29 protein-coding genes and 1 tRNA gene are annotated in these 26,224 nt (G+C 39.9%); 23 read left to right on the top strand and 7 right to left on the bottom strand.

Annotated elements, in window-relative coordinates; translation table 11 throughout:
- Positions 1-489: 489 nt before the first annotated feature.
- Both CSV79_RS06820 and pepF read left to right on the top strand, forming a co-directional pair.
- Positions 490-1,656 carry a competence protein CoiA gene (locus CSV79_RS06820; RefSeq protein WP_158232486.1) on the top strand — a complete coding sequence of 389 codons (1,167 nt, stop codon included), beginning with the start codon at positions 490-492 and terminating at the stop codon, positions 1,654-1,656.
- Between the two features lie 50 nt (positions 1,657-1,706).
- Positions 1,707-3,527 (top strand): oligoendopeptidase F, encoded by a 1,821-nt coding sequence (pepF, locus tag CSV79_RS06825; protein ID WP_099688298.1) that lies wholly within the window; start codon positions 1,707-1,709, stop codon positions 3,525-3,527.
- A 491-nt stretch (positions 3,528-4,018) separates the two neighbouring features.
- Here the strand turns inward: pepF and CSV79_RS06830 are convergent, their stop codons facing one another.
- The 3 genes from CSV79_RS06830 to CSV79_RS06840 form a co-directional block, all read right to left on the bottom strand.
- On the bottom strand, positions 4,019-4,843 hold the full coding sequence (locus tag CSV79_RS06830; protein WP_099688299.1) for a DsbA family protein: 825 nt from the start codon (positions 4,841-4,843) through the stop codon (positions 4,019-4,021).
- On the bottom strand, positions 4,840-5,232 hold the full coding sequence (locus CSV79_RS06835) for a globin domain-containing protein (protein WP_099688300.1): 393 nt from the start codon (positions 5,230-5,232) through the stop codon (positions 4,840-4,842). Before CSV79_RS06835 ends, CSV79_RS06830 begins: the two co-directional genes overlap by 4 nt.
- A 161-nt stretch (positions 5,233-5,393) precedes the next feature.
- Complete coding sequence (locus CSV79_RS06840) at positions 5,394-6,047, bottom strand: lytic transglycosylase domain-containing protein (RefSeq protein WP_099688301.1); 654 nt, start codon at positions 6,045-6,047, stop codon at positions 5,394-5,396.
- Between the two features lie 152 nt (positions 6,048-6,199).
- Between CSV79_RS06840 and CSV79_RS06845 the strand changes: the two genes are divergently transcribed.
- From CSV79_RS06845 to CSV79_RS06865, 5 genes are all read left to right on the top strand, one after another.
- Positions 6,200-6,589 carry a UPF0738 family protein gene (locus tag CSV79_RS06845; protein WP_099688302.1) on the top strand — a complete coding sequence of 130 codons (390 nt, stop codon included), beginning with the start codon at positions 6,200-6,202 and terminating at the stop codon, positions 6,587-6,589.
- A gap of 41 nt (positions 6,590-6,630) precedes the next feature.
- Positions 6,631-7,464 (top strand): NAD kinase, encoded by an 834-nt coding sequence (locus tag CSV79_RS06850; protein WP_099688369.1) that lies wholly within the window; start codon positions 6,631-6,633, stop codon positions 7,462-7,464.
- A 37-nt stretch (positions 7,465-7,501) separates the two neighbouring features.
- A complete protein-coding gene (locus tag CSV79_RS06855) occupies positions 7,502-8,374 on the top strand; it encodes an RluA family pseudouridine synthase (RefSeq protein ID WP_233201387.1) in 873 nt (290 codons plus the stop codon).
- 129 nt (positions 8,375-8,503) lie between these two features.
- Positions 8,504-9,880: a magnesium transporter gene (mgtE, locus tag CSV79_RS06860; protein WP_099688303.1), complete on the top strand. Its 1,377-nt coding sequence runs from the start codon at positions 8,504-8,506 to the stop codon at positions 9,878-9,880.
- An 80-nt stretch (positions 9,881-9,960) separates the two neighbouring features.
- Positions 9,961-10,374: a hypothetical protein gene (locus tag CSV79_RS06865; protein ID WP_099688304.1), complete on the top strand. Its 414-nt coding sequence runs from the start codon at positions 9,961-9,963 to the stop codon at positions 10,372-10,374.
- Positions 10,375-10,440: 66 nt separating this feature from the next.
- Here the strand turns inward: CSV79_RS06865 and CSV79_RS06870 are convergent, their stop codons facing one another.
- Entirely contained in the window at positions 10,441-11,016 is a 576-nt protein-coding gene (locus CSV79_RS06870) for a CotY/CotZ family spore coat protein (protein ID WP_099688305.1), read from the bottom strand.
- 128 nt (positions 11,017-11,144) lie between these two features.
- Between CSV79_RS06870 and CSV79_RS06875 the strand changes: the two genes are divergently transcribed.
- The 7 genes from CSV79_RS06875 (at position 11,145) to CSV79_RS06905 (ending at position 14,231) form a co-directional block, all read left to right on the top strand.
- Positions 11,145-11,537, top strand: coding sequence for a YhcN/YlaJ family sporulation lipoprotein (locus CSV79_RS06875; protein ID WP_099688306.1), 393 nt, complete (start codon positions 11,145-11,147; stop codon positions 11,535-11,537).
- Positions 11,537-11,992, top strand: a complete 456-nt coding sequence (gene spoVAC, locus CSV79_RS06880) for a stage V sporulation protein AC (protein WP_099688307.1) — start codon at positions 11,537-11,539, stop codon at positions 11,990-11,992. Before CSV79_RS06875 ends, spoVAC begins: the two co-directional genes overlap by 1 nt.
- Positions 11,986-13,005, top strand: coding sequence for a beta-ketoacyl-[acyl-carrier-protein] synthase family protein (locus CSV79_RS06885; protein WP_099688308.1), 1,020 nt, complete (start codon positions 11,986-11,988; stop codon positions 13,003-13,005). Before spoVAC ends, CSV79_RS06885 begins: the two co-directional genes overlap by 7 nt.
- Positions 13,002-13,364, top strand: a complete 363-nt coding sequence (gene spoVAE / locus CSV79_RS06890) for a stage V sporulation protein AE (RefSeq protein ID WP_099688309.1) — start codon at positions 13,002-13,004, stop codon at positions 13,362-13,364. Before CSV79_RS06885 ends, spoVAE begins: the two co-directional genes overlap by 4 nt.
- Positions 13,365-13,426: 62 nt before the next feature.
- On the top strand, positions 13,427-13,567 hold the full coding sequence (locus CSV79_RS17285) for a YjcZ family sporulation protein (protein WP_099688310.1): 141 nt from the start codon (positions 13,427-13,429) through the stop codon (positions 13,565-13,567).
- 15 nt (positions 13,568-13,582) lie between these two features.
- Positions 13,583-13,837, top strand: coding sequence for a stage VI sporulation protein F (locus tag CSV79_RS06900; RefSeq protein WP_099688311.1), 255 nt, complete (start codon positions 13,583-13,585; stop codon positions 13,835-13,837).
- A gap of 82 nt (positions 13,838-13,919) precedes the next feature.
- Positions 13,920-14,231, top strand: a complete 312-nt coding sequence (locus CSV79_RS06905; protein ID WP_099688312.1) for a hypothetical protein — start codon at positions 13,920-13,922, stop codon at positions 14,229-14,231.
- Positions 14,232-14,294: 63 nt separating this feature from the next.
- Here CSV79_RS06905 and CSV79_RS06910 read toward each other — a convergent pair whose 3' ends face one another.
- The 3 genes from CSV79_RS06910 to CSV79_RS06920 form a co-directional block, all read right to left on the bottom strand.
- Positions 14,295-14,735: a GNAT family N-acetyltransferase gene (locus CSV79_RS06910; protein ID WP_369824932.1), complete on the bottom strand. Its 441-nt coding sequence runs from the start codon at positions 14,733-14,735 to the stop codon at positions 14,295-14,297.
- A gap of 4 nt (positions 14,736-14,739) precedes the next feature.
- A complete protein-coding gene (locus tag CSV79_RS06915; RefSeq protein WP_099688313.1) occupies positions 14,740-15,255 on the bottom strand; it encodes a YjcG family protein in 516 nt (171 codons plus the stop codon).
- A gap of 87 nt (positions 15,256-15,342) precedes the next feature.
- The gene (locus CSV79_RS06920) at positions 15,343-16,065 is read right to left on the bottom strand and encodes an alpha/beta hydrolase (RefSeq protein ID WP_099688314.1); all 723 of its coding nucleotides are present in this window, start codon (positions 16,063-16,065) and stop codon (positions 15,343-15,345) included.
- 107 nt (positions 16,066-16,172) lie between these two features.
- On the opposite strand from CSV79_RS06920, the gene CSV79_RS06925 reads away from it, so the two are divergent.
- The 9 genes from CSV79_RS06925 (at position 16,173) to CSV79_RS06960 (ending at position 26,185) form a co-directional block, all read left to right on the top strand.
- Positions 16,173-16,724: a phosphatidylglycerophosphatase A family protein gene (locus CSV79_RS06925; RefSeq protein WP_099688315.1), complete on the top strand. Its 552-nt coding sequence runs from the start codon at positions 16,173-16,175 to the stop codon at positions 16,722-16,724.
- A 232-nt stretch (positions 16,725-16,956) separates the two neighbouring features.
- On the top strand, positions 16,957-17,955 hold the full coding sequence (locus CSV79_RS06930; RefSeq protein ID WP_099688316.1) for a TAXI family TRAP transporter solute-binding subunit: 999 nt from the start codon (positions 16,957-16,959) through the stop codon (positions 17,953-17,955).
- 91 nt (positions 17,956-18,046) lie between these two features.
- Positions 18,047-18,571: a DUF1850 domain-containing protein gene (locus CSV79_RS06935; protein ID WP_099688317.1), complete on the top strand. Its 525-nt coding sequence runs from the start codon at positions 18,047-18,049 to the stop codon at positions 18,569-18,571.
- Complete coding sequence (locus CSV79_RS06940; protein ID WP_099688318.1) at positions 18,561-20,591, top strand: TRAP transporter permease; 2,031 nt, start codon at positions 18,561-18,563, stop codon at positions 20,589-20,591. Before CSV79_RS06935 ends, CSV79_RS06940 begins: the two co-directional genes overlap by 11 nt.
- Positions 20,592-20,947: 356 nt before the next feature.
- Entirely contained in the window at positions 20,948-21,097 is a 150-nt protein-coding gene (locus tag CSV79_RS16990; protein ID WP_199171885.1) for a hypothetical protein, read from the top strand.
- Positions 21,098-21,288: 191 nt separating this feature from the next.
- Positions 21,289-21,361: transfer RNA gene (locus CSV79_RS06945), tRNA-Val, on the top strand.
- Between the two features lie 525 nt (positions 21,362-21,886).
- A complete protein-coding gene (locus tag CSV79_RS06950) occupies positions 21,887-22,723 on the top strand; it encodes a malate synthase (protein WP_099688319.1) in 837 nt (278 codons plus the stop codon).
- Positions 22,724-22,989: 266 nt separating this feature from the next.
- Positions 22,990-23,883, top strand: a complete 894-nt coding sequence (locus CSV79_RS06955) for an RluA family pseudouridine synthase (protein ID WP_099688320.1) — start codon at positions 22,990-22,992, stop codon at positions 23,881-23,883.
- A 196-nt stretch (positions 23,884-24,079) separates the two neighbouring features.
- Positions 24,080-26,185 carry a heavy metal translocating P-type ATPase gene (locus tag CSV79_RS06960; RefSeq protein WP_099688321.1) on the top strand — a complete coding sequence of 702 codons (2,106 nt, stop codon included), beginning with the start codon at positions 24,080-24,082 and terminating at the stop codon, positions 26,183-26,185.
- Positions 26,186-26,224: the final 39 nt, after the last annotated feature.

Raw genomic sequence — 26,224 nt, forward strand, 5'->3', positions numbered from 1 at the left:
AAAAGTGAGTTTTCTATGTACCAAAGCCTACTAAAGCTACCTTGTACTCAAAAAAGCGTAGGCACAACTGCGGGGTCAGCCGAAGCCAGGAGACAACTAGCGCGCCTTTCGCTGGTTGGCTCCTGGCGGGAGGCAATCCCCCACGTGCCGAAGCGGTAATAGAAAACTGACCTTCACTAACTTCAGTACCGTAAAAAAGTCGAGTAACGATCCAAAACTAAATGGTTTTTCCATATACAATGTCTACTAAAACTACACTGTATGCACTAGCGTAGGCACAACTGCGGGGTCAGCCGAAGCCATGAGACAACTAGCGCGACCTTCGCTTGTTGGCTCATGGCGGGAGGCAATCCCCCACGTGCCGAAGCGATGATAGAAAGCCGACCTGCACAAACTTTAGTATCGAAAATGAGTCGTGCAACGCCCCAACCCCAAAAACTAAAACTTGCCAAGTAATCTGATAATTCGTAAGATATAGGTGAAAGGAGCGTGAAACATTTGTTAACAGCCCACACAACCAAAGGACAAACCGTCATATTGACTAGAAACATGTCTCTTCCTGAACTGCGTGAGAGGCGTAAAAACGAAACATTTTATTGTTCCCAATGCAAAGAAAAAGTACACCTAAAGGTCGGCGATATCGTCATTCCTCACTTCGCACACTATCAACAAACCAACTGCCGCGAAAGTTTCTCAGAAGGGGAATCCCCAACCCATCTACTTGGCAAAGCTCAACTCCATGAACTCTTCTTGCGTCACGAAACCGAAGTGAAGCTAGAACCTTTTCTACCCGACATTCGTCAAAGACCCGATTTACTTGTTACTTGGCAAGAAACGCACGTGCCAATCGAATTTCAATGTAGTGTTATCCCTCTCGAACATGTCGAACAACGTAACGCGGGCTATCACATGCTTGATATGCAACCCATCTGGATTATCATCACTCCATCTGCTATTCGTTCGTCTTCCGCCCTAATACTTTCTATTCGTCTATCCCAATTTCAGCAATTTTTCATTCGTTCCATACATGCCCGGACAGGTAGTAGTGTGCCGTTGCTCCTGACATACAATCCGTCCAACGAACAATTCCATTACCTCAGCCATATGATCCATCTCCAAGGATCTACGTATGCTCTGCTTCATTCAATCATGCGTCTACGTCATCAATCCCTTCCGTTTGCACTGCCAGCAGCACCTGCTGAAAAAGACGTCCAAGAACTTACTCGTCACTACCAAGAAGCCCGCCGCAAGTATCTTCGTTCGGTTATTGGGTATAATCATAGGGGAGTTCATAATCAATTTTTGCGTGCGTGTTATGAAATGCGTGTGCAACCTATTCATCTACCCACATGGATCGGTGTGCCAACGAAAGGGCAGGAAGCCTTTAAACAATCGGATTGTGAATGGCAAGTGTTGCTAATTACGGCTATGCGCGAAACACGAAGGACCCCATTTCAGTTGGATCGCTCGTTTTATCATTCCTTCATTAAAAAATTTGAAGGGGATCAAGAAAAACAAATTGAAGCTTGCGTAAACTATGCGGATTTTTTACGTCAAGAACGCATAGATATTTATCGACTGGATAAATACGCTAGTGGTAATTACGTTAAAGAAATCCTTTTAAGACGTTTTCTTGCAATGCATGCGAAAAATTGAGAAAATATAGTGGAATCAATTATGGGTAATAGGCTGAAGGAGGAATTTGATTGACGAATGAACATAAAGTATTGACGCGTGACGAAGTATCTGAAGAGGAAACTTGGCGCTTGGAGGATATCTTCCCTTCGGATGAAGCGTGGGATAAAGAATACCGTAAAATCGATGAAATGGTGAATGAAGCTGAACAGTATAAAGGTACGCTTGGTAATGGGGCAAGACCACTATTTGAGGCATTGACCTATCGTGATAAGTTGGCTGAACGTTTACGTAGATTATACACGTATGCTCATTTAAAGACAGACCAAGACACGACGAATGGTTTCTATCAGACGATGGATGGTCGTATTAAGTCACTAATCGTAAAAGTGTCTACGGCATTGTCTTACTTCACACCTGAATTGCTTGCGATAGACGAAGCCCAATTGAATGCAACGATTGAATCTCATGAAGGTTTACGTTTATATAAACAAGAATTTGAAGAGTTAAATGCAGAGCGTGCGCATGTTCTTTCTGCTGAACAGGAAGAATTACTTGCGCAACTGTCAGAAGTGACTGGCAACTCCGCCGAAACATTCAGCATGCTAAACAATGCAGATTTGACATTCGGCTTGATAAAAGATGAAGAAGGCAATGAAATTCAACTAACACATGGACGCTATTCACGTTTCTTAGAAAGCAAAGATGCTAAAGTGAGAGAAGCGGCATTTAAAGAAATGTATGCGAAGTATGGTGAATTCAAAAATACATTTGCATCCACACTAAGCGGTAATGTCAAAGCACATAATGTCAAAGCGAGAATTAGAAATTACACTTCTGCGAGAGACGCGGCGTTATCAGGCAATCATATTCCTGAACAAGTTTATGAGAACTTAGTTTCCACAATCCATAAAAACTTAAACTTACTACACCGCTACGTAGCGTTACGTAAGAAAGTATTGCAGTTGGATGAAATGCATATGTGGGACGTTTACACGCCACTTGTTGAAGATACAGAAATTAAATACACTTATGAAGAAGCGAAAAATACAATGTTAGAAAGTTTCCACCCGCTAGGAGAAGACTATACTTCAATCGTCAAGGAAGGTCTTGATAATCGTTGGGTGGACGTTCGTGAAAACAAAGGAAAACGTTCTGGAGCATATTCATCTGGTTCATATGGAACGAATCCATATATCTTGATGAACTGGCAAGATAATGTAAATAACCTGTTTACACTAGCGCATGAATTTGGTCATAGTGTGCATAGTTATTATTCACGTCAATGTCAGCCATTTATTTACAGTGGTTATTCGATTTTCGTAGCGGAAGTGGCATCTACTGTGAATGAAGCTTTATTGAATGATCATTTATTGAAAGTGACTACGGATGAGGACAAACGAATTTATTTACTCAATCATTGGTTAGATGGCTTCCGTGCGACTGTATTCCGTCAAACAATGTTTGCTGAATTTGAGCACTTGATTCATGTGCTTGATCAAGAAGGCACGCCTTTGACAGCAGAAAAATTAACGGAAGAATACCATGCGCTGAATAAGAAATATTATGGTGATGCTATTGTTAATGATGAAGAAATTGGTCTAGAATGGGCTCGTATTCCACATTTCTATTATAATTATTATGTCTACCAGTATGCAACGGGATATAGTGCGGCAGTAGCACTTAGCAAGCAAATCCTTGAAGAAGGAGAGCCAGCAGTTGAACGTTATATCTCTAACTTCTTGAAAGCGGGATCTTCTGATTATCCAATTGAAGTACTGAAAAAAGCCGGAGTTGATATGACTTCTGAACAGCCGATTGAAGAGGCTTGTCGCGTCTTTGAAGAGAGATTAGAGGAACTAGAACAGTTATTGGTAAAGAGAGGGAAATAGGAGACTGTATATTTCGACAATTCTTATCGAAATCTGTATAAAATGGTTGAAAATCGATGTAAATTGTTGAAGTCATAAGTCATTTATGATATGGTTGTGTTGTGGAATAAATCACATACCAAACATACACCCCTTTTGTTTGAACGTGAACATTTCTCCCATTCCCTTTGAAAAAGAGTATTCACTCCCCCCCAGGAGAGAATGCTCTTTTCTTTTTTATTTTAAGGAGTCGAAATACATAATAATCTTTAGTTTCAAATTTCAAAAGGTAAAGTAAGTGGTCCGGTATTTACGCTTCAGAGGGTATGCTTGTCCTATGGGCGTGGCCTAACCTGAACCTCTTACACTACAATCCTTTTGTAAACATCAAGTACTTTTAGATTCCATTGAAACTGTCATGTGACTAAGTATTTGTTCGCCTCTATTTTAGTTCAAATGAAACCGAAAAATCCAAAGCCCTCACATGGAAGACTTTGGATTGGTTGAAAGTGCTATTTGATTAAAGAGCAGTTATGCTGTTTTTTACGCCATAATGTACGATCTTGAAATGGAATACATTCGATTTGTTGCTTAAGCAGACGCTTCTTTAATTCGCGTTCTGCTTCTTTTTCTGTAATGCGATAGATCTCAGCAACTTCCTTAGTCGTTAGTAGGTCAAAGCGGTCAAATAAAGAGCTGATAGATGGTGGCATATCGGGTAGGATTTGTTCCCCAATCAATTCCTCTAAAATTTGTTCGTAAATCGCATAATCATAGCGACCACTCACTTTCAAACCTTCATCTTCAATATTACTATTAAAAAAGACAAATGTAGGAGCTTCGTCTACTTCCATTTCATTACCTAGAAACATATCGACTTGTAATGCACGCGACGTTTCCTCGGAGGTAAAGTCCGCAATGAATTCATCCACATCCAGATTAATACGTGCAGCAATTTCCACAAGTACTGAAAAAGAAGTTACGTCTCGTTTCTTCAAGAATGAATACTCTAACAGACAAGACAAATATCGAAAACCTGCTCGTTTTCCTTGGAATTCAGCAGCTTTGACAGCAATATTTGGAAAACAAGGATTTGACCTTTTAGTAGGGTTAGAATCTTGTGAATCACATACGTATGGAATATTAAGTTTAGGTAGTGGTGTTCGCAATGCAATTCTCAACGTAAAGCAATGATCGTATTCGACTTGTAGTTTTCGTAAGAGTGGTTGCAGTGACCAACAATCCTTGCAGTATGGATCTAAAAATACATAAAGTTCAATGGGCTTTGCTGAAGCAGAATAGTGTAACGTATCATCGATAGCAGTTAGATAGTTCACTCGTCTTCCTCCTCGTTCCTATTTACCATATGGTTGGCTGTTAAGACAAGGCGCTGATAATAGATATCCCGCAGTGGTCCCTCCAGTCCTACCTCATCCATTGCTTCTGCCATGCATGCTAACCATGCTTTCGCGCGAGTAGGTGTTATAGGGAACGGCATATGCCGTGCTTTCATCATGGGATGGCCATGCTCTTCCGTAAATAGATTAGGGCCTCCCAAATATTGTGTCTGAAATTGTTTTTGTTTCCGAATCGTTTCGGCTAAATCATCAGGGAATATCGGGTATAGGTCCGGATGCACCGCTACTTTTGCGTAGAATCGTTCTATTAGTTCGTGTAACCTTTTCTCGCCGATCTCCTCGAAAGGGATGACTGGTTTTCGGGTCATCACATTCACATCCCTTCGTTCATCTGTGTCTTTATAATATCAACGAACGATTTTCTATACAAATAAAAGAGCTTATTTTTTAAAAATGTTATATATCAGTTGACTATTATTTAGAAGGTGTGCTAGGTCAATTACAAAAGGAATTAGCGATATTACTACAATCAAACCATTTGTCCGTAGTAGTTCATAACTTTTTTTACATAGTTTTGTGTTTCTTTGAATGGTGGAATACCTCCATACTTTTTAACGTTTCCTGGTCCAGCATTGTAGGCAGCCAGTGCCGTTTCGATCGAGCCGAATTGATTGAGCATGCTACGTAAATATTTGGCACCACCCATAATGTTTTGCTTTGGATCAAAGCGATCAGTGACACCAAGGAACTTTGCTGTGCCAGGCATCAGTTGCATTAGCCCACCAGCACCTGCGTGACTAATCGCATTGGCCTTAAAATTAGATTCTTGCTTGATAACCGCGGAAATCAATTTTTCAGGTAGCTGGTATGTATCCGCAGCTTCTTTAATAATATCTTCGTACTTTCCTTTGCTTGGTGTGCTAGCTTCAGGTAAGGGGATCGGTAGCGAGAGTGCAGGTAATATTGATGGTGTATAAGCTTCTCCTTGGTAAAGTAGGCTGTCTTTTGCTAGTGAAGGTGTATGGCCGAGACCCGTTGTGTTTTCTTTCATTAACTGTGTAAGTAATGACTGGAATTCGTTAGAGTCCCCTGATGAACTAGAAGTAAAGGACTGTACCGCTCCAAGAGTCTGCAACGTATTGAGTTCAAGTAAGATCCGCATATTTAGTGGGTTTAGATTCATGCTCATTCCTCCTATATTTTAGTTCGTATTGTTAGATTATAATTTAGCATCATTATACCAACTTTCGTAGCAGGATGGGCAATTACAAAATGCAACAATGTGTGTCATATGGTAGACTGAACGTAAAGACTTTATTTAAGGAAGTGGCCAACTTGGATAGGCAAAATAAAATAATAAATATAGACCAGCAGGGCAATGAAATACACTTTGTTTTAAATCCTGAAGCGGAGTGGCCATTAGGTGTGCCAACCGGAAAAATGCTGACAGACACAGACCGACAATCATTCGTTTATGTATTTGATCATGAGTCGGGTTATCGCTATGCTTACTTTTCGCCAGATAGCTGGAATGGTCTAGTAGACGTGCTTTTAAAAGATGCGCAACCTATTTTAGTGTATAAAGATGAGAAGTTCCCTATGGAAGGGTTAAAAGAAGAACTACAGGCGTTGATATTCAATATTGAGGGTAATCATAATTATGGTGAAGAATTCAGTGCGGCTGTTGAAGAAGCATTTCAACCTGTATTAGAGCAGGTAGATTAAGTATGGCAATTGAATTTCAGAAAAGGAAGGGAAGTGACTTAATGAAGTTCACTATTCAGTCGCGAAACGATGAAATTTCGAATAAGCTAATGAAAGAAGCGAGAATTTATTTACGGGATTTTGGCTTAAAGTATGATGAGGAAGAGCCGGATATTGTGTTGTCGATTGGTGGGGATGGTACATTACTGCATGCTTTCCATAAATACATACATCGACTAGATACGACATCTTTTGTTGGGATTCATACTGGGCATTTAGGTTTTTATGCCGATTGGAAACCTTCTGAAATAGAGAAGCTAGTTATTTTGATTGCTCGACAGGAATTTGAAGTGGTTGAATATCCACTGATCGAAGTAACAATCAATTATCGACATTCTGAAAAAAGTGCATCCTATTTGGCGCTAAACGAGTCTACCGTGAAATCACCCGATGTAACATTGGTAATGGACGTAGAATTGAATGGTGAGCATTTCGAACGCTTTAGGGGAGATGGACTCTGTATGTCAACCCCTTCAGGATCTACTGCATATAGTAAATCACTTGGTGGAGCGATAATTCATCCTTCCTTACCGTCCATGCAACTAACAGAAATGGCTTCTATCAACAACCGTGTTTTCCGTACAGTAGGTTCACCACTTATTTTGCCAGATCATCATGTGTGCACGTTGACGCCGGTAAAAGGTCCGGACTTCATGGTCACTGTGGATCACTTGCAATTGCTTCATAAAGATGTAAAGTCGATTGAGTACAAAGTAGCCAATGAAAAAATGGGCTTCGCGCGTTTTAGACCGTTTCCTTTCTGGAAGAGAGTAAATGAATCATTCGTGGCAAGTGATTTGATCTTTGAACGTGAAGACGATGAAACTAAAAACTGAGACATTATTTCAATTGGACTTTGAAGTGGCAGAGACCATGATACTCCGTAAATTTTTGACAGAAAAAGATATCTCCAAAACTACATTGACGGCTATTAAATATACAGGTGGTTCAATTTTGGTCAATGGACAGCATCAAAATGTTCGGCATATTGTGCAAGCGGGCGATACAGTGACGATTGTATTCCCACCTGAGCAGCCAAGCGAAGGATTGACGCCGGAGGTTGGAAACTTAACTATTTTGTATGAAGACGAAACAATCTTATTACTCGATAAACCCGCTGGTCAAAGTACGATTCCTTCACGTAATCATCCTGCCGGCACAGTTGCGAATTTTGTCTGTGGAAAGTTTGAAGCAGAAGGGGTTCCTTCCACTGCGCATATGGTGACAAGACTTGACACAGATACTTCCGGTGTTATTTGTGTAGCGAAGAATCGACATATCCATCATCTCTTAAGCAAGCAGATGAATCAAAAACTTTTTCAGCGACGCTATATTGCGTTCGCAGAAGGAAGTATTGCGCCTTCTTTTTTGTCGATTGAGCAACCAATCGGCAGGAAGGAAGGGAGTATCATTGAGCGTACTGTGCGGGAAGATGGGCAGTATGCAAAGACCGATGTGTTAGTGAAAGGGACGTATGTACATGATTCATGTGAATTTTCTGTTGTGGAATTAACATTGCATACAGGAAGAACACATCAAATTCGTGTTCATTTGCAATGGCTGGGTCATCCGTTAGTCGGCGATGATTTATATGATGCGAAAGGTTGTCATTTTGCACGGCAGGCATTGCATTGTTCTTCCATTAGTTTCCTTCATCCGCTTACTATGAAACGCATGACATTCGAAAGTCCTTTACCTAAAGACATGCATGCGTTATTACAACAAAGTACTGTATATAGCGTATGATTAAAAATGATCTAGATTACTCTGACGAAGCTTGTAGAAATCTAGTACAATAGTTTTTTTAAGATAATAATTATAGTGCGCTATCGAGTAGAGGGCGTCCTATAAGCGTAGAAGGGACGGTGTGAAAACATGGTTACCCCACTAGATGAATTGAGAAATGAAAAGGTCTTGGATGAAGCGAAGTTGAAATCGTTACTTGTCGACGAGGATATCCATATGTTTAGACAAGAATACTTGTCACTTCATCCTTATGATCGTGCCATTTTTTATGAAGAAGTTGGAGCAGAACTTCGGGAGTTAATGTATTTTTATTTATCACCAAAAGAACTTGCGGAGATTTTTGAGACAAGTGAAATTGAAGAGGATGAATATAAAGAGTTCCTTGAAGAGATGGACGCAACTTACGCTGCAGAGATGATTTCATACATGTTTGTGGATAATGCAGTAGATGTCCTGAAAGAACTTGATAAAAAGCAAGTTGTTAGTTATTTAACGTTAATGAATAAAGAAGCAGCAATTCAGATTAAAGCCTTGCTTCACTATGAAGAATATACAGCCGGATCAATCATGACGACGGAATTTGTAACGGTATCCGAGAATTCAACCGTTCGTTCCGCTATGACGATTTTGCGTAGCGAAGCTCCAAGCGCGGAAACGGTTTACTATATTTTCGTAGTAGATGATAGTCAGCGTTTAACAGGAGTCGTCTCACTCCGTGACTTAATCATTGCGGATGAAGATACGTTAATAAGGGATATTATGAGCGACCGAGTAGTTAGTGTTTCTGTTTCTGATGACCAGGAAGACGTTGCTCGAACGATTCAGGATTATAATTTCTTAGCTGTTCCTGTTGTTGATTTCCAACAACACATATTAGGTATTATAACAGTCGATGATATTATCGACGTTATCGATGAAGAAGCATCGGATGACTACTCCAAACTTGCCGGTGTCTCTACAATGGATACATTTGACAAGAACTCTTTTTCAGCGGCTAAAAAACGAATTCCTTGGTTGATTACATTGATTGTACTAGGAATGTTAACAGCCAATTTAATTGATTTATTTACTGAAACAATTTCTCAAGTCGCTTTATTAGCAGTCTTCATTCCGTTAATTGCCGGAACGGCAGGAAACAGTGGAACGCAATCATTAGCCGTTGCAGTCCGTGGTATTGCCACAAGGGATATTGAGGATGAGAGTAAATTAAAATTATTGATTCGTGAAGCAGGTACCGGGTTAATTACTGGTTTGGTCTGTGCCATATTTGTCGTGTTATTAATATTTGTTTGGAAACATGAACTAATTATCGCGTTATTGGTCGGTACAGCTACGCTTGTGTCCATATTCGTCGCAACTATTTCAGGATCATTCATTCCGTTATTCATGCACAAGATCAAAGTGGATCCAGCAGTCGCTTCAGGTCCTTTTATCACAACGCTTAATGACGTCATAAGTATTATTATCTATCTAGGTCTAGCAACAGCATTCATCAGTTCCTTGTGAACGTTGAGTGCTTTTTTATTTGCTCATTGGAACGTTGGGCATTTTGATTACATATGCTAGACGAAAAGGATGTGATAAAGATGGGTCATGAGAAGCCGTTATTGTTTGTTAACAGTCCGGTGATCAGGAAGTATGTGTATACACCTATACAAGAAGATACACCTATTCCCGAAGAGGAGAGTACTTCTGTTTTTGAATTGGAGCACGCAAGAGACGTGGAGCGAAGAATAGAGCCACCTGTACTGGACGATCCTGTAAAAGAGAAGCTGTTGGTAGTTCCGCGTATTCAGCAAAACTTGAATTATTTAGACCATCCGTTTCGCAAAGAGTTATATCAACCGATCGAAGTCGTAACTGACGAGCAAGTGATAAAAGGGAAAATTCATGAAGTGGATCATAACTTGTTATGGATGAAGAAAGATGAAGAGCTTATTTCGGTGGTCATTGGTGATATTCGGGATATCAAATGGAAACAGCAATCATTCACTATATAATATAAAAAGCGAACTCTATTAATAGAGTTCGCTTTTTCGCATTGCAAGTATTGTTTCGGAATCTACTTACATTTCGTCGCAGAAATTAATAAAGACGTCGTCGATACATTGGATGCCGCAGAAGCAACTTGTGTCGATTGTTAAACAAGTGTTAGTTGGTCCGAAACCATTCACTTTACAAACTTTTTCCAAGCAAATTTCGCCGTTATCAAAGATGTTAATCGGATTGTCGTTATATAACGGTTGCAAGACTTGAATTGTTGCGCAACACGAGTCGAATACTTTCTGTACTCTGAAGAATACAGAGACACAGCTTGTTGATGTTGGGTGTGGTGGCTTTCTGCTGCTCATTTCGTTATCGTTAGAATTCCGAGGGTACGGAGTTGCTTTTTTACCACCTCTGAATACGGCCTTGAAATAATCCCCATCATCTGTCAGTAGGCTAAATACACGAGTGTTTACACGACCTCGTACTGGGCTGACCAAACTGCCTAATGGTGCCATGAAACAATCTGTATCGCACTCTACACAATCCACTTCTGGACTCGTGCTCTGGACACGTTTAATAAAACGTAAGACCTCGCAAATGCAATTGGACTTCTGACAACCACCATGATTACTATCTTTTCTTTCACATCCCACTACTGTCCACCTCCTGTTTATCGTTCTCTATACCTTATGCGCGAGTACGAAAGATGGCAGGGCGTTTGCACAGATATGCATAAATCGTAAACGAATATTCCATACTGTTCTAAAGGGAGGCGACAGTCTTGAAAAAACTAATATATCTGTTGCTAGTCAGTTTGTTACTAACGGGTTGTAATGAAAAAGGAACGCATATTGAAAACACCACGACTCATGATACGGTTCCCTTAGAAAAAACGCTTGATAGTAATGAGCATGTCAAATTGGCAGTTGCTTTGTTACATGAAGAGGATTTAATAGTAGGAATCCGTGTAAACACATTTTCAAGATTCCAAAAGAAAAAGATTGCGAAAAAGATTAATAAGGAATTGAAAAAAGAATATCCGGATTTAGAAGTTACGGTATCAGCGGATAGTAAGGTGTTGTTGGAGACGGATAAGTTGATAAAAAAAGGTGATTCAAAAAATTATCAAAAGAAAATAGATGACATCAAATCCATCGCAAAGGAGCAAACCTAATGGAACAAGAGAAGTATGCGCATTTAGAGAAAGAACTATCCCCAAAAACCCCGATTCTAAAGAATGTCATCAAAGCCTTTTTGGTAGGCGGTTTGATCTGTTTAATTGGGCAGTTTATCGCACTTTTTTATATAACGTACTTTGATTTTACAGAACGTACAGCGAGCAATCCGACAGTTGCTACCATGATTTTTATCTCTATGTTATTAACTGGTTTTGGATTGTATAAAAAAATATCCCAGTTTGGAGGAGCAGGGGCTTCCGTTCCTATAACAGGGTTTGGAAATGCGGTAGTATCATCTGCAATTGAGCATAAATCGGAGGGTTATGTACTAGGCGTAGGAGGTAATATGTTCAAGTTAGCTGGATCAGTCATTTTATTTGGTGTGTTTTCAGCTTTCATTGTTGCACTTATAAAAACAATACTAGTGAAATTTGGTGTCGTCTCATGGTGAAAAATGGAGTTCTTACTTTTTCTTCTATGCCGAGTCTATATTCAACAGGTGTGACGGCTGGACCTTTAGAGAAGAAGAAAAGCGTCTTCGCTGAGCAATTTGATAAAGTGTATGAAGATGAACGTTGTGATTTGCCAACAAATGAACATGGACATAAACAGCTAATGTATGATGCAGTAATGATCGCTCTTAGTAAAGAAAAAAAGACCATCGATAAAATCGATTTCTTTTTAACAGGCGATTTAGTAAATCAAATGACGCCTTCGAGCTTCACAGCGCATGAACTAGGTATACCGTACATAGGCATGTTTGCGGCTTGTGCGACATCAGTTTCTTCTATGATAACGGCTGCGTTACTTGCAGATGCAGAGCAGGCAAGATGGCTGATCGCTGGTTCATCGAGTCAACATAATGCAATCGAAAGGCAATTCCGCTATCCGCTAGAATACGGTTCACAAAAAGGGGCCACTTGCCAATGGACTGTCACTGCGGCGGGAGCTGTTTTAATAGGTCAGCATAAGGAAGGAAACCCATCGATTTGCTGTGCGACTGTTGGTAAAGTGGTAGATATGGGAATGACAGATCCTTTGAATATGGGGGCCGCGATGGCACCTGCTGCAATGGAAACATTGTCTTGTCATTTGAAAGGACACAAAAAAACAATTGATGACTACGATACGATTATTACAGGTGATTTAGGCAGTAATGGCTTTAAAATCTTTAAAGCCCTAGCGAATGAAAGTGGCTTGTCGCATACGAAAAACTTTCGAGATGCTGGTGAAGAGTTTTACGGAAATGATCCTTCTTTTAATGCGGGAGCAAGTGGATCGGGTTGTTCAGCAGCTGTGTTTTTGTCAGATGTTTATAAGAAATTACAAAAGAGAGAGTATAAACGGGTGTTGCTCATCGCCACAGGTGCCCTTTTATCTCCATTGACCTATCAACAGGGAGACAGTATTCCATGCATCGCGCATGCAATTGAAGTCACAATGGATGGGGTGAGTGTCAATTGATATCTATTTATATTACTTCATTCATCGTAGGTGGGTTGATCTGTGTCATTGGGCAATTGTTGATGGATGTGGCGAAATTGACCCCCGCACACACACTATGTTCTTTAGTAGTCGCAGGCTCTATTTTAGACGGTTTCGGTTTGTATGAGCCTTTGATCGACTTTGCGGGTGCGGGCGCTACCATTCCGATTACGTCGTTTGGAAATGCTTTGACCCATGGAGCGCTAGCAGAGGCGGAAAAACATGGCTTGATAGGTGTGGTAACTGGTATGTTCGAAGTAACAAGTTCAGGTATCAGTGCTGCTATTATTTTCGGATTAATAGGTGCTTTATTATTTACTTCAAAAGGAAATGTTTAAAAATGCCCTCTCCAATTCCCCCTTCTCTGCATATGGTAGAGAAGAAGGAAGGAGGGGTTTTTATGTATGGATGTTTCCCATCTCAGGGTCACGGTGGTTATGGACATGGCGGAGGGTGTGGAGAAAGGTATGGTGGTTCTTCGTTCGTTTTAATCGTCGTCCTATTTATTTTGCTGATTATTGTAGGCAGAAGCTACTTCTAAGGAGGAGATTGATAGATGAACGATTCATTCTTTCGAAAAATAGAATCTAAGACAGGTGTGCCGATGGAAGAAGTATTTGCATTAGCTAATGCTATCCAATTTGCTGACTTTAAAGATGAACGTCAAGTGAGAAAAATTATACAAAAAGTAAGTCAGCTAGCTAATAAGAATGTACCGCAGCATATGGAAGATGAACTCGTGAATTCAATCATTCAAAGTGGTAAAGGGCTGAATTTAAACGATATTAACCATATGTTAGGCGGAAAGTAAAGATATTTCCGAAACGAGGTTTAGATGTGGTCGTTTTTGGATATAGTACTAACAAAGGAAGTAAACGAAGGTGGTGCACATCATGGGCTATATTTTACCGATCCAGAACTTTCAATCTCAACAATATGCGGAAAGGTTGAACAAACAACCCCATAATTTCGCTTCTATTGGTCGTGTAAGTCCAGTACGAATGAGAAATGAGGAGTCCAACTATTGGGAAGATGTTATAGGGGAAGAAGATCGACGCCGTAAGGAGCAAAAGGAAGAGAGAAACATGAAACGTGCACCTCAATCCCTGGCAAAAAACGGATTCATTGCTCCGAATCCAGCCAAATTGTCTCCTACAATTGCAGAAGTAGTAGGTAAAGGTTTATCCGTTAATGCATATGTATAAAAGAACGATAAAACCTTGTCAGCCCTAAGGCTGACAAGGTTTTATCGTTGTGTAGCGAAAAAACTATTTATCGAGCAAGTTTTTTTCCATTGCTCGATGGGGGATGTCTGCATCCATAAATTCAGGTGAAGTCACGACGTATCCTAGTTTTTCATAGAAAGGTACAGCGTATGATTGTGCGTTCAGTAGAAGTTTTTTCATGGAATTTTTTCTAGCGTGTTCTTCTAGTGTGTTCATAATCAACTTCCCGATATGTTTACCGCGATGTTCTTCTAAAATACAAATTCTTTCTATTTTCCCATGTGCATTTACAAGGCCTCTCATTCGGCCTGCACCAATTGGATGATTCTTTTCGTCATAAACAACGAAATGTGTAGCGTCTTGATCATATTCATCTATTTCCAAATGTAGGGGTACACCTTGTTCTTCTACAAACACTTTTTTACGAACAGTAAATGCATCCTCTCTGCCTTCCGCATCTGAAACAATCTTTACCGTCATCAACAAGTCAAGATACCCGATCTAGACGGAATGTTTCGTACACTGTCCAAGAACCGTCTTCTAGTTGATATAATAAGTGGATACGGTCAATGACTTCTGAATGATCGACACCTACCATTTTTAATTGATTAATTACATCATCATGTTCACCAGAAGTTAGATCTTGAGCAATTGTGATGTGTGGTACAAATGCATAATTGGAAGCATTCTCATAAAAGTTTAAATTCAGGTCTTTATGCAAAGCGAGTAACTCATCATTAGGCGTAACCTTAAAGTAAATCGTATTCGTAGTCGGAGCGAATGAGCTTACTTTTGTGACATTCAACTCAAATGGGCTGTTCTTGATCGTGATATCTTTCAACGCTTTTGCTACTTCTTCAATTTCCTTATCATTTGCCTCGAATGGATCCTTTAGCGTCATGTGGGGTGTAATCAGTGCATAATGCGGATCATATCTTTTACGATAACCGTTTGCCGTGTCTTGAAGTTTTTTTGAAGGGAATGCAACAATACCGTATTTCATTTAAGACTGCCTCCTTGTGAATGGATTCATTTTGAGTTCATCTGTTTAAGTATATCAGAAAATAGTCGGATTAGTCTTATTCTAATACTAAAGACTATTAATTTCAAGCAGTGCACGTCGAATATCAGGCTGCCAAGATTTCCACGTATGGTCACCTTCTAGTTCTTCATAAAAGTATGGAAATCTTCTTTCTTTTATCAATTCATGAAGCTCGCGATTGGGAGTCAAGAAGTCTAATCTCCCGTCAGCGGTAGTAGGGACATAGGTTTCTTGCTTGCCGATGACGTGATAGATCGATAAAGCGGATGGATCTTTAATGGATTGGATGGCATCCAGCACATACTTGTTAACGAACGGCGAATGCAAAACGACTTTTCCGAAACAATTCGGGTATTTCGATGCTGTCAACAATGAGATGGATGCCGCCAATGAGTCTCCGATTAGCATACGACTTGAACCCATTTGGTATGTTGGGTACGTTTCATCAATATACTGGATTAACTCGTGTGCTAGAAAACGAATATAGGCTTCGTGGCGGTCTCCTTCGGGATGATACATTCGTCTGCGTTCTTCCACTGTTTTATAAGGAATACCTACGATGATGACAGGTTCAATCATCTCTTCTTCCATTAATTCGTCTGCTATTCGACCGATTCGACCAAGCTGGAAGTAATCTTTTCCATCTGACGCTAGGATGATGTTGTGTTTATAAAGTGGTGAGTAGCGAGAAGGCAAATAAAGCAATAGCTCCATTTCTTCTTGTAGTTCATTGCTGTAAAAGCGGATTTCTTCAATCTTACCTGGATTCATTTTGTAGGACCTCCAAAAATAATGTACACTTAGTGAATATCATACCGATAAGTACTAGTGTAAAGCTAGTGAAATACAATCGTATGTGGAAAGAGAGGGGAAGTAATATGGTAGCAGGTAAAAATATTGTTCATTCAGATGTAGTGACGGCAGCAACAAAAGACGCGTTGATCCGTCGAGGGGTTAAAATTGAAGATATTGCAAAAATCGTTTATGAAATGCAGGTTCCTTACAATAAAGGGTTATCTCTTGATCAATGTATCGATTCTGTTGAAGCGGTATTGCGTAAACGTGAGTTGCAGCATGCAATTCTAGTAGGTGTAGAATTAGATGAAATTGCAGAAAGAGGTCAGCTATCTGCGCCACTTCAGCAAATTGTTGAGTCGGATGAAGGGTTATTCGGTGTTGACGAGACAATCGCATTGGGTGCCGTTTATACGTACGGGTCGATTGCGGTAACAACGTTCGGACATTTAGATAAGAATAAGATTGGAATTATCAATGACTTAGATACGAAAAAAGGTATCGGTATCCATACGTTCTTAGATGATCTTGTTGCGAGTGTGGCTGCTTGTGCATCGTCAAGAATCGCACATAGGACACGTGATTTACAAGAAGCGGGCTTAACGTTTAAGGATGTACAAAACGGCAATAACTAATACAGTAAATAAAGCACAGACACGGGATATCTGGTGTTTGTGCTTTTTAATTTTGGACCTCTCACTGTATAAATTCTTTTGTAATTTAGTAGAGTAATTGAAGAACGGTAGTTACACTCTTTACCAATAGACTATAAACTTAGACAAGTATATTAAAACATTGACAATCTAAAGCGCTTTCATGGTAGAATGACAGTGTCTATGAATAAAATAGAAAAGGGGAGATTGCCGAATGAAGAAAAACTCACTTCGCCTGCTAGCGTTAGTTTCCATGTTCGCTCTTCTTGTTTTAGCTGCTTGTGGAAATGACAAGGCAGAAGGAGACAAGGATGTAGATGGAAGCAAAGACGAAGGTAAGACTGAGCAGGAATACAAATTCTTGAGTTTATTGACAGGTGGAACACAAGGAACTTATTATCCACTAGGTGGTTCTTTTGCTGAATTCATTAGCGAAGAAACTGGTATTAAAACTACTGCTGAAGTATCTCAAGCATCCGCTGCGAATATGACAGCACTTAAAGACGGAGATGCACAAATTGCTTTCGTTCAAACGGACATCGCATATTATGCATCAAAGGGTGAAATGATGTTTGACGGAGAGGTGATCAATGAAGTATCTGCAGTCGGTTCACTATATCCTGAAACGGTTCAACTCGTTACATTGAAGAAAAATAATATCACAACATTTGAAGATCTAAAAGGTAAAAGTGTTTCAGTAGGAGCACCAGGTTCAGGTACGTATGCGAACGCTGAGCAATTACTTGAAATTCACGGCTTGACAATGAAAGACATCAAACCACAAAACCTTGACTTTGGTGAGTCGCAAGAAAGTCTACAAGCTGGACAAATCGATGCAGCATTCATTACTGCTGGTACGCCAACAGGTGCTGTTGAAGGCCTAAACGCAGTAGCAGAAGTATTCATTGTTCCAGTTGAAGATGCGAAAGCTGATGAGCTAATCGAGAAATATCCATACTATGCAAAAGAAGTAATCCCTGCTGGAACGTATGGTTCTGAAGCGGAAACACCAGCAGTTTCTGTAGGTGCTATGCTTGTTATGCAAAACGATATTTCTGAAGAGCTGGGCTACAAAATTACAAAAGCAATTTATGAAAATGCTTCTAAAATCCAACATGCTAAAGGTGCTTTGATCAAAGCTGAAAGCGGTTTGGACGGTATCGGTATTCCGATACACCCAGGTGCACAAAAGTACTTTGACGAAGTGAACTGATCAACTGAATGAATTGAAAAACAGAGCGGGACGGTGAAGCGTAAAGCTTTTCCGTCCCATTCTTACTTTTTATGTAGGAAGGAAATAGCGGATGAAAAGTACAGTAAAGATTCTTCTGCTGATCTGTATCACGAGTGGCTTCGTTCTGCTATGGTTGTTTTATCCATATAATCGAATGATTGTACTTGAAAGGGTTCGAAGTGAGCAACCGATAGCGTATTATCTTCCGTTACATACTGAACAACAGTTTGAAATCAATTATATCCATTCTATTCACTTATCTAATGTGAAGGAACAATATACCATTACCGATCACGATAAGCTCCGTTTCGAATATATGCAGTATGAAGATGTAGCGATTGGATTGCCTGGTTACGCTGAAGAAGGCGAAATATTGGAGTTCAAGGATGGAGTTTATACGCTTATATTCGAAAATCGTGTGATAGATTCGTTTGTTCTGTATGTGGGTAGGGTAAATACAGATCTATCTTTGCAATATGAGCAACAAGAGTATCACCTTAAGGAGTACCTTGATAAAGGTCAATCCTATGATTTTCATGTAGCAAAGGTGTCGAATGTTACATTGTGGAAAGGAGTTAGATTAGATGGGAAATAACAAAGAAAAAGTAGTTCCACGTATATCTGATGATGAAATGAGTACACTCTCTGAACAAGCGCAACTCGAAATTTTGCAAAAGTACGATCCTGAATCTAATACGCGGGATTTAAAAGGTTTGTTAGGTAAGATCGTATTTTTCGGTCTATTGGCATTTTCTATTTTTCAGCTGTATACAGCGATTGGTAAACCGTTCACTGCACAAATTCAGCGTTCGATTCATTTAGGCTTTGCCTTATCACTTATTTTCTTATTATTCCCTGCTCGAAAGAAGATTGGGGTGCGACGTAATAAAGTACCGTTTTATGATATAATCCTATCCTTATTAGCCGTTGCGGTTGGTTTATATTGGCCCCTATACATGGATGAATTAGTATTCCGTATAGGTAGGGTCTCTGATATTGATTTAATCATCGGTACGTTAGCTGTGCTGTTAACACTAGAAGCAGCAAGACGAGCGGTTGGTTTACCAATCACGATTATTTCGATTGTTTTTTTAGTCTATGCGTTTTTCGGACCGTATTTTCCGGGGTTTTTGGCTCACCGTGGACAGAGTATAGATAACTTGGTCCAACTCATGTTTTTTACGACAGATGGGATTCTTGGTACTCCGATTAGTGTATCAGCCACCTTTATATTCGTCTTCCTATTATTCGGAGCATTCTTAGTAAAAACGGGTGTAGGTAATTACTTTAATGATTTAGCGGTTGTATTAGCGGGGCGCTTAACAGGAGGCCCGGCAAAAGTAGCTATTTTCTCAAGTGCACTACAGGGAACCATTTCTGGTAGTTCAGTAGCGAATGTTGTAGGATCAGGTTCTTATACGATTCCGATGATGAAAAAACTCGGTTATCGAAAAGAATTCGCCGGAGGAGTAGAGGCGGCGGCTTCTACAGGTGGACAAATCATGCCGCCTATTATGGGTGCTGCCGCTTTCCTAATGGTTGAATTCATCGGTGGTGTAACGTATTGGGAAATTGCTAAAGCTGCAGCTATTCCAGCGTTGCTCTACTTTACAGGTATTTGGATTATGACACATTTTGAAGCGAAGCGCGTAGGCTTGCAAGGAATGGATGTTTCTCAAATACCTAATCGAAAAGAAACATTGAAGAAAATTTATTTATTGCTTCCAATAGTCGGGATTATCGTCTTCTTATTAGCTGGTATCCCAACGATGAAAGCAGCGTTATTAGGTATCGTACTGACGATTGTAGTTAGTTCGTTCAGTAAAGATACAAGAATTGGTATCCGCGATATGATTCAAGCGCTAGTAGATGGTGCACGGACGGCACTCGCAGTTGCAGCAGCTACTGCTTGTGCGGGTATTATCGTAGGAGTTGTCGTGAAGACAGGTCTAGGACTAAGCTTAGCGACAGGCCTTATCTCGGCAGCTGGCGGAAATATCTTATTGACATTAATCTTTACGATGTTTGCGGCGATTGTTCTTGGCATGGGTTCTCCTACGACAGCAAACTATGTTATTACGTCGACAATCGCAGCGCCTGCCATAATTACCTTATTAATGCTTGGTGAACCTACAGGAGCCGCTGTGCCAATTGTAGTGGCAGTTTCAGCTCACTTATTCGTGTTCTACTTCGGAATCATCGCTGATATCACACCGCCAGTTGCGCTTGCAGCATTTGCAGCGTCAGGTATTTCAGGTGGAGATCCGATTAAGACCGGTGTCACTTCAGCAAAGCTCGCTATTGCGGCGTTTATCATTCCGTATATGTTCGTCTTCAATCCGGCGATGCTGATGCTTGACTCAAGTATAACCGAGATTGTCTGGGTAACGTTTACCGCCATTGTCGGTATGGTCGCAATTGGTGCGGGGTTGATTGGGTATTGGTACTCTCAACTGAACTGGATAATGCGTCTGGTGACAATTGCAACTGGGATGCTGTTGATCTATCCAGAAAAACTTACCGATGTAATAGGTCTAGTCTTATTCGTAATTTTGTTGGTACTACAGCTTCTATCTAAGAAGAAAAATGATCCACCACAACTTGTATCTAACTAATCAAATCAAGCTTGTTTGCTCAATCACATGAGCAGGCAAGCTTTTTTATTATTATAACAGAACATATAGCCTGGAAACTATGAAGTGAAGGTGTATAGTCCTAAAGAATTTAAAAAGATAGTAGTCTTCACTAGACTAGTAATCGTAAGGTATTAGCTAGTTGTGAATAAAAGAAACATAACCAAATTGAAAAGTCAAGACTCCAAAGGGACTTAAAAGATAGAAGCGATTTTGGACTATTTACGCAGTTTTGCATAGGCTCATTCTGTATATACTACATATAAGCAATCCAATAACAATTAACGGCGTACACATATTGATTCACAAACCAATACTAATAAAAAGGAGAGAACACTATGCAAACGCAGGGAATATGGTGGGAAAATGTATTTGAAGGACATTTGGTACACGGTTTCAATAAAGAGCGTATGAATGAACTTGATCAAGAAGAGTTTTTGTATTTTGAAAATGAACCAGTCGAAGAACATGTAAATCATATGCAATAAGAAAGGAGGATTTTCAACTGATTCTTGTAATAGGTATTCGGAAAGGTCAGTAATTTTTCTGCTAGATTAGAAAAATTACTGATTTTTAAATTACCTATTTACAATGTTTGAAATTGATGCTATTATAGTATTTGTGCTTAAGTAAGCTAACTTGTTCACTTGATTTAAGCATAACGATTATAATTTTGTACGTCCCGTTAGCTCAGTTGGGAGAGCGCTTGCTCGACAAGCAAGAGGTCACTGGTTCGAACCCAGTACGGGGCATAGGTGCCAAACCTAAGTTATTTACCGTCGGAACACGGTTTATAACAATAAGCAGTCCTATTAGACCGAATGTCTAGGGGCTGTTTTTTCTTTTTTATTTTGGTTCGTAAATGAAAAAATATACATTCTAGAAGAAAATACATTCATGTTAAAAGGTCTTACCATCCAGCATATTTTAGCTGATATGGAAAGGCCTTTTTACTTAAATACTGTATGTAAAATTACACTTGATTAATGATTTGTATATTGTTTTTGTGCACAAATAAATATACAAACAATAGATTGTACGATATACAAATAACGATTGTCAATAAGAAATTTGAGGAATTTCAAAATATGTGGTACAATGTAGTTATATCAGTAATTGAGACGGCATTCGATCATCGTACGCAACTTCTTCCGACAAGAATTTGAGTACGTTTTTTTTGATTTAACACTTGTTTGTTCTATTCGCTTAACTGGTTTTTGAATAAGTAGGCTGAGTAGGAAAAAATATTGAAATTATTATATGAGGAGTGTGGATCGGTGAATTTAATCAATGAAGAAATAACACATACAGTGTTTGGTGAAGGGAATATTGTGGAACATGAGGAATCGATCATTACTGTTGATTTCGATAAACATAGTAAAAAGTTTGTTTATCCTGATGCGTTTAAAAAGTTTATTACATTAAATGATCGAAGTACTGCAAAAACTATGAAGGAAATTATTTTGAAAAGAGAAGCGGAAGAAGAGATACTAGTAAGAAAACGTGAAGAAGAAAAAGAGAGCCAGATGCTTGAACAGCAACGTAGGGACATGTTGAAGAACCATAGTATTCATGAAAGCTCACAAATCGCTTTCTGGCTGGACGAATCAATGCAAAAAGAAGTATTTGATGACTGGCAGGTATCTACTGGTAACGTTCAAAGTGGAAAAAATAAAGGGCAGCCAAACAGGGTCGCTCGTCTGCGACCGAATAGCGCTGGCCTTCTTACTGCAAGAGGGACGGATCAACCCGAAACGGAAAGGCAAATTCTTGGACTCTTCATGATAAATGAAACATTTACCGGCAATCTTGGCCCTGATGGTATGGTCCCTTCCCATCCAGAATTTAGAATTGAGCTTACGGTACAAGAAGCGGAGCAAATGCCTTTCTGGAAATATTACAGCAATAAGAATTATCCTGATCGAACTTCATGGAATTCGGGGAAATTTCGTTATTTTGATAATGTTTGGACCGCTCAAATCGTAAAAGATATCATTGCATTAAAATCTGATGAAGAGCAAAGTAAATTAGCTAAAGAATTTCTGGAATACTTCTGTAAAATGAATGCTATTGACATTGAGAATATCCCAGAGGCGAACGGAGCCTTAGCATAACGTAAATTTATTATTGGAAAACTCCATTCGCTGTTTGGGCGGTGAATCAAAAAACTGATTGAGGACCTAGATAACCCCTCCGTCGGTATGCAAACAGCTGTACAATTCACGAAATATACGACAAATCCCTTGCTTCTTCGTTGCTGAGGGGTTTTTTGGTTATATCATATTTCTGCGGGTAAGAAGTAATTCAAGCGTACAAGTACAGAGGGTGTGGTGTATAATTTAACTACTATGCCTATTTAGGTGAGCAGGGGGAAGTTTTTATGAAAAAAAAGCAACAATCAAATCGCGCAACGGAATATATAGTTCAAGAATCAATCGAGTTACTACCGTTTTTATTGCAAGTTATGTCAAAGAGTAGTCGAAATTCAGTCAAGTCTATACTTACACGTGGACAAGTTACGGTAGATGGACAACTGATGAAACAACATAACCATTCGCTACAACCAGGTCAAAAGGTTGTAATTCAAAGTAACCAAGCGTCGCTGAATAATTCAAAATTAGTTGGTATAACCATCTTACATGAAGATGAAGATCTTATTGTGATCAATAAAGAAGCAGGGCTCCTTTCTGTTGCTTCAAAAACAGAAAATGAGATGACTGCCTATCGACAAGTGACGAACTATGTTCGAAGCAGTTATCCTGAAAATAGAGTTTACGTCGTGCACCGACTGGATAAAGACACATCAGGTGTCATGATGTTTGCTAAAAATGAAAAAACACAACAAACGTTGCAAACTACCTGGAATGAATCAGTTAAGGAACGCATGTATACTGCGCTAGTTGAAGGAAAAGTAGTGAGTGAGTCAGGTACTATTACTTCTTGGTTAACTGAAAACAGTGCGTTTAAAGTATACTCAAGCCCATTTGATAACGGTGGTCAACACGCAATTACACATTATAAAAGAATTCAGTCAAACAAAAATTATTCGCTGTTAGAAGTTCTGCTGGAAACGGGTAGAAAAAATCAAATTCGTGCACATATGGAAGAGTTAGGGTATCCTGTCGTTGGAGATAAAAAATACGGTGCAACTAGTAATCCACTGCGCAGATTAGGGCTTCATGCGACAGCCATATCGTTCTTGCATCCACGAACTGGCGACTTGGTCCGATTTGTAGCGGAAGTACCGCCAATGTTTATGACACGATCAAAGTAATAGTAGGAGCTATTCTAAAAATCAGCCGATTAGACTGTATGTCTAGAGGCTGCTTTTTTTATCTAAACATTCAAATTTGAGTTTGAATGTGTCAATTGACAAATATATCTGACTTGCATATACTGAAAGTAATCAATCAAATGGACGGTTGAATGATGTGTTAAACACTATCGGATTCGTTGAAAGGACTGGTAATATGGCTACTGAAAAAAATGTTTATCGTTTACAAGGATTGTCCTGCACAAATTGCGCTGCGAAATTCGAAAAAAATGTTCGTCAAATTGATACGGTGGAAGATGTGCAGTTAAACTTTGGGGCATCTAAGTTAACAGTGGCTGGTGTTGCTTCGATCTTACAATTGGAAGAGGCCGGTGCATTTGACGGTATAAAAGTATTCCCAGAAAAACAGCGAATCATTAAGCAACATATACCGTTTTGGAAAAAACGTGAGAATCAGACGACAATTGCATCGCTAATCCTATTGCTCGCTGGGTACGGTGTGTCTACGGCCAATGGGGACAATAACTGGTTATCTATCGCGTTCTTCCTTGCAGCTATTTTAATCGGCGGCTACAGCCTCATGAAAGAAGGGTTACGCAACCTTTCTAAACTAGACTTTGATATGTCCACGCTTATGACGATCGCTGTCATTGGGGCAGTGTTAATTGGGGATTGGGCAGAGGGTGCTGTTGTTGTGTTCTTATTTTCAATCAGTGAAGCATTAGAAAGTTATTCGATTGATAAAGCTAGAAACTCGATCAGCTCTTTAATTGACATAGCACCTTCAACAGCGATTGTGTTACGTGGTGGTAAGGAGTTTGAAGTAGAAGTTGAAAACTTACAAATTAATGATGTCATCCTGATTAAACCGGGGCAAAAGATCGCGATGGACGGAGAAGTGATCCAAGGAGATTCTTCTGTTAATCAGGCAGCTATTACAGGTGAGTCGGTACCTGTTCATAAAATGCTTGGTGATGAAGTGTTCGCGGGGACTTTGAACGAAGAAGGTTCTATGCAAGTACGTGTAACGAAACTTGCAGAAGATACGACGATTGCGAAAATTATTCATTTAGTTGAAGAGGCGCAAGCAGAAAAAGCACCGACGCAGCAATTCGTCGATCGTTTTGCAAAATACTATACACCAGCAATTCTTGTCATTTCTTTATTGATCATGGTGATACCGCCACTAGTCATGGGTGGATTATGGGGTGAATGGTTCTATAAAGGGCTTGTCGTACTCGTTGTAGGCTGTCCGTGTGCATTAGTTATCTCGACACCAATCGCGATTGTCACAGCGATTGGTAATGCCGCGCGAAATGGTGTACTCATCAAGGGGGGCATTCACTTAGAAGAGACTGGGCAAATAAAAGTCATTGCCTTTGATAAGACAGGTACGTTGACTGAAGGGCGTCCTGAAGTGACAGACATTATTTCTGTTTCTTCTTTGACAGAGGATGAAGTACTTATTCAATCGGCATCCATAGAGAAATACTCTCAGCATCCCCTTGCTTCATCTATTATGAGAGCGGCGGAAAAATTAACTGATGACTTGATTGAGGTGGAGAACTTCCAGTCCATAACGGGGAAAGGCGCGAAAGCAGTAATAGATGGTCAGCTAGTACATGTCGGCAGTCCGAATTTGTTTAGAGAGATGCGTCCGCTTGTGGCTTCATTTGAACAGCAAATTCTGGAACTTCAACAGCAAGGGAAAACAGTGATGCTAGTATGGTCTGAAACAGGTCTAAACGGCATGATTGCTGTGGCAGATCAAGTTCGTAAAAGTAGCTTATCGATTATTCAAAAGTTACATCAAATCGGTATTGAAAAAACAGTAATGTTAACGGGGGATAATGAGTCTACTGCTACAGCGATCGGACAGCAACTAGGCTTGTCGGAAGTGAATGCGGAATTATTACCGCATGAAAAAGTGGAAATGATTAAATCGCTAGGACAATACGGTAAAGTTGCGATGGTCGGAGATGGTGTCAACGATGCACCGGCATTAGCTACAGCGAATGTTGGGATCGCGATGGGTGGTGCTGGTACAGATACAGCGCTAGAAACGGCTGATATTGCGCTTATGGCAGATGACTTGGAAAAACTGCCTTATACGATCAGATTAAGTAAGCGTACCAAACGAGTGATTCTGCAAAACATCTCCATTGCACTTGGCTTAAAAGTTATTGCGTTGTTACTCATTATTCCGGGCTGGTTGACATTATGGATGGCGGTTATGGCAGATATGGGTGCGACTGTGATCGTTGTGTTGAACTCTTTACGGTTAATGAGAAGCAGGGAATAATGAAAAACACCAGACGAATAAAAATCGCCTGGTGTTTTT

The sequence above is a fragment of the Sporosarcina sp. P13 genome, from assembly GCF_002743055.1.
In the GTDB taxonomy this organism is placed as follows: domain Bacteria; phylum Bacillota; class Bacilli; order Bacillales_A; family Planococcaceae; genus Sporosarcina.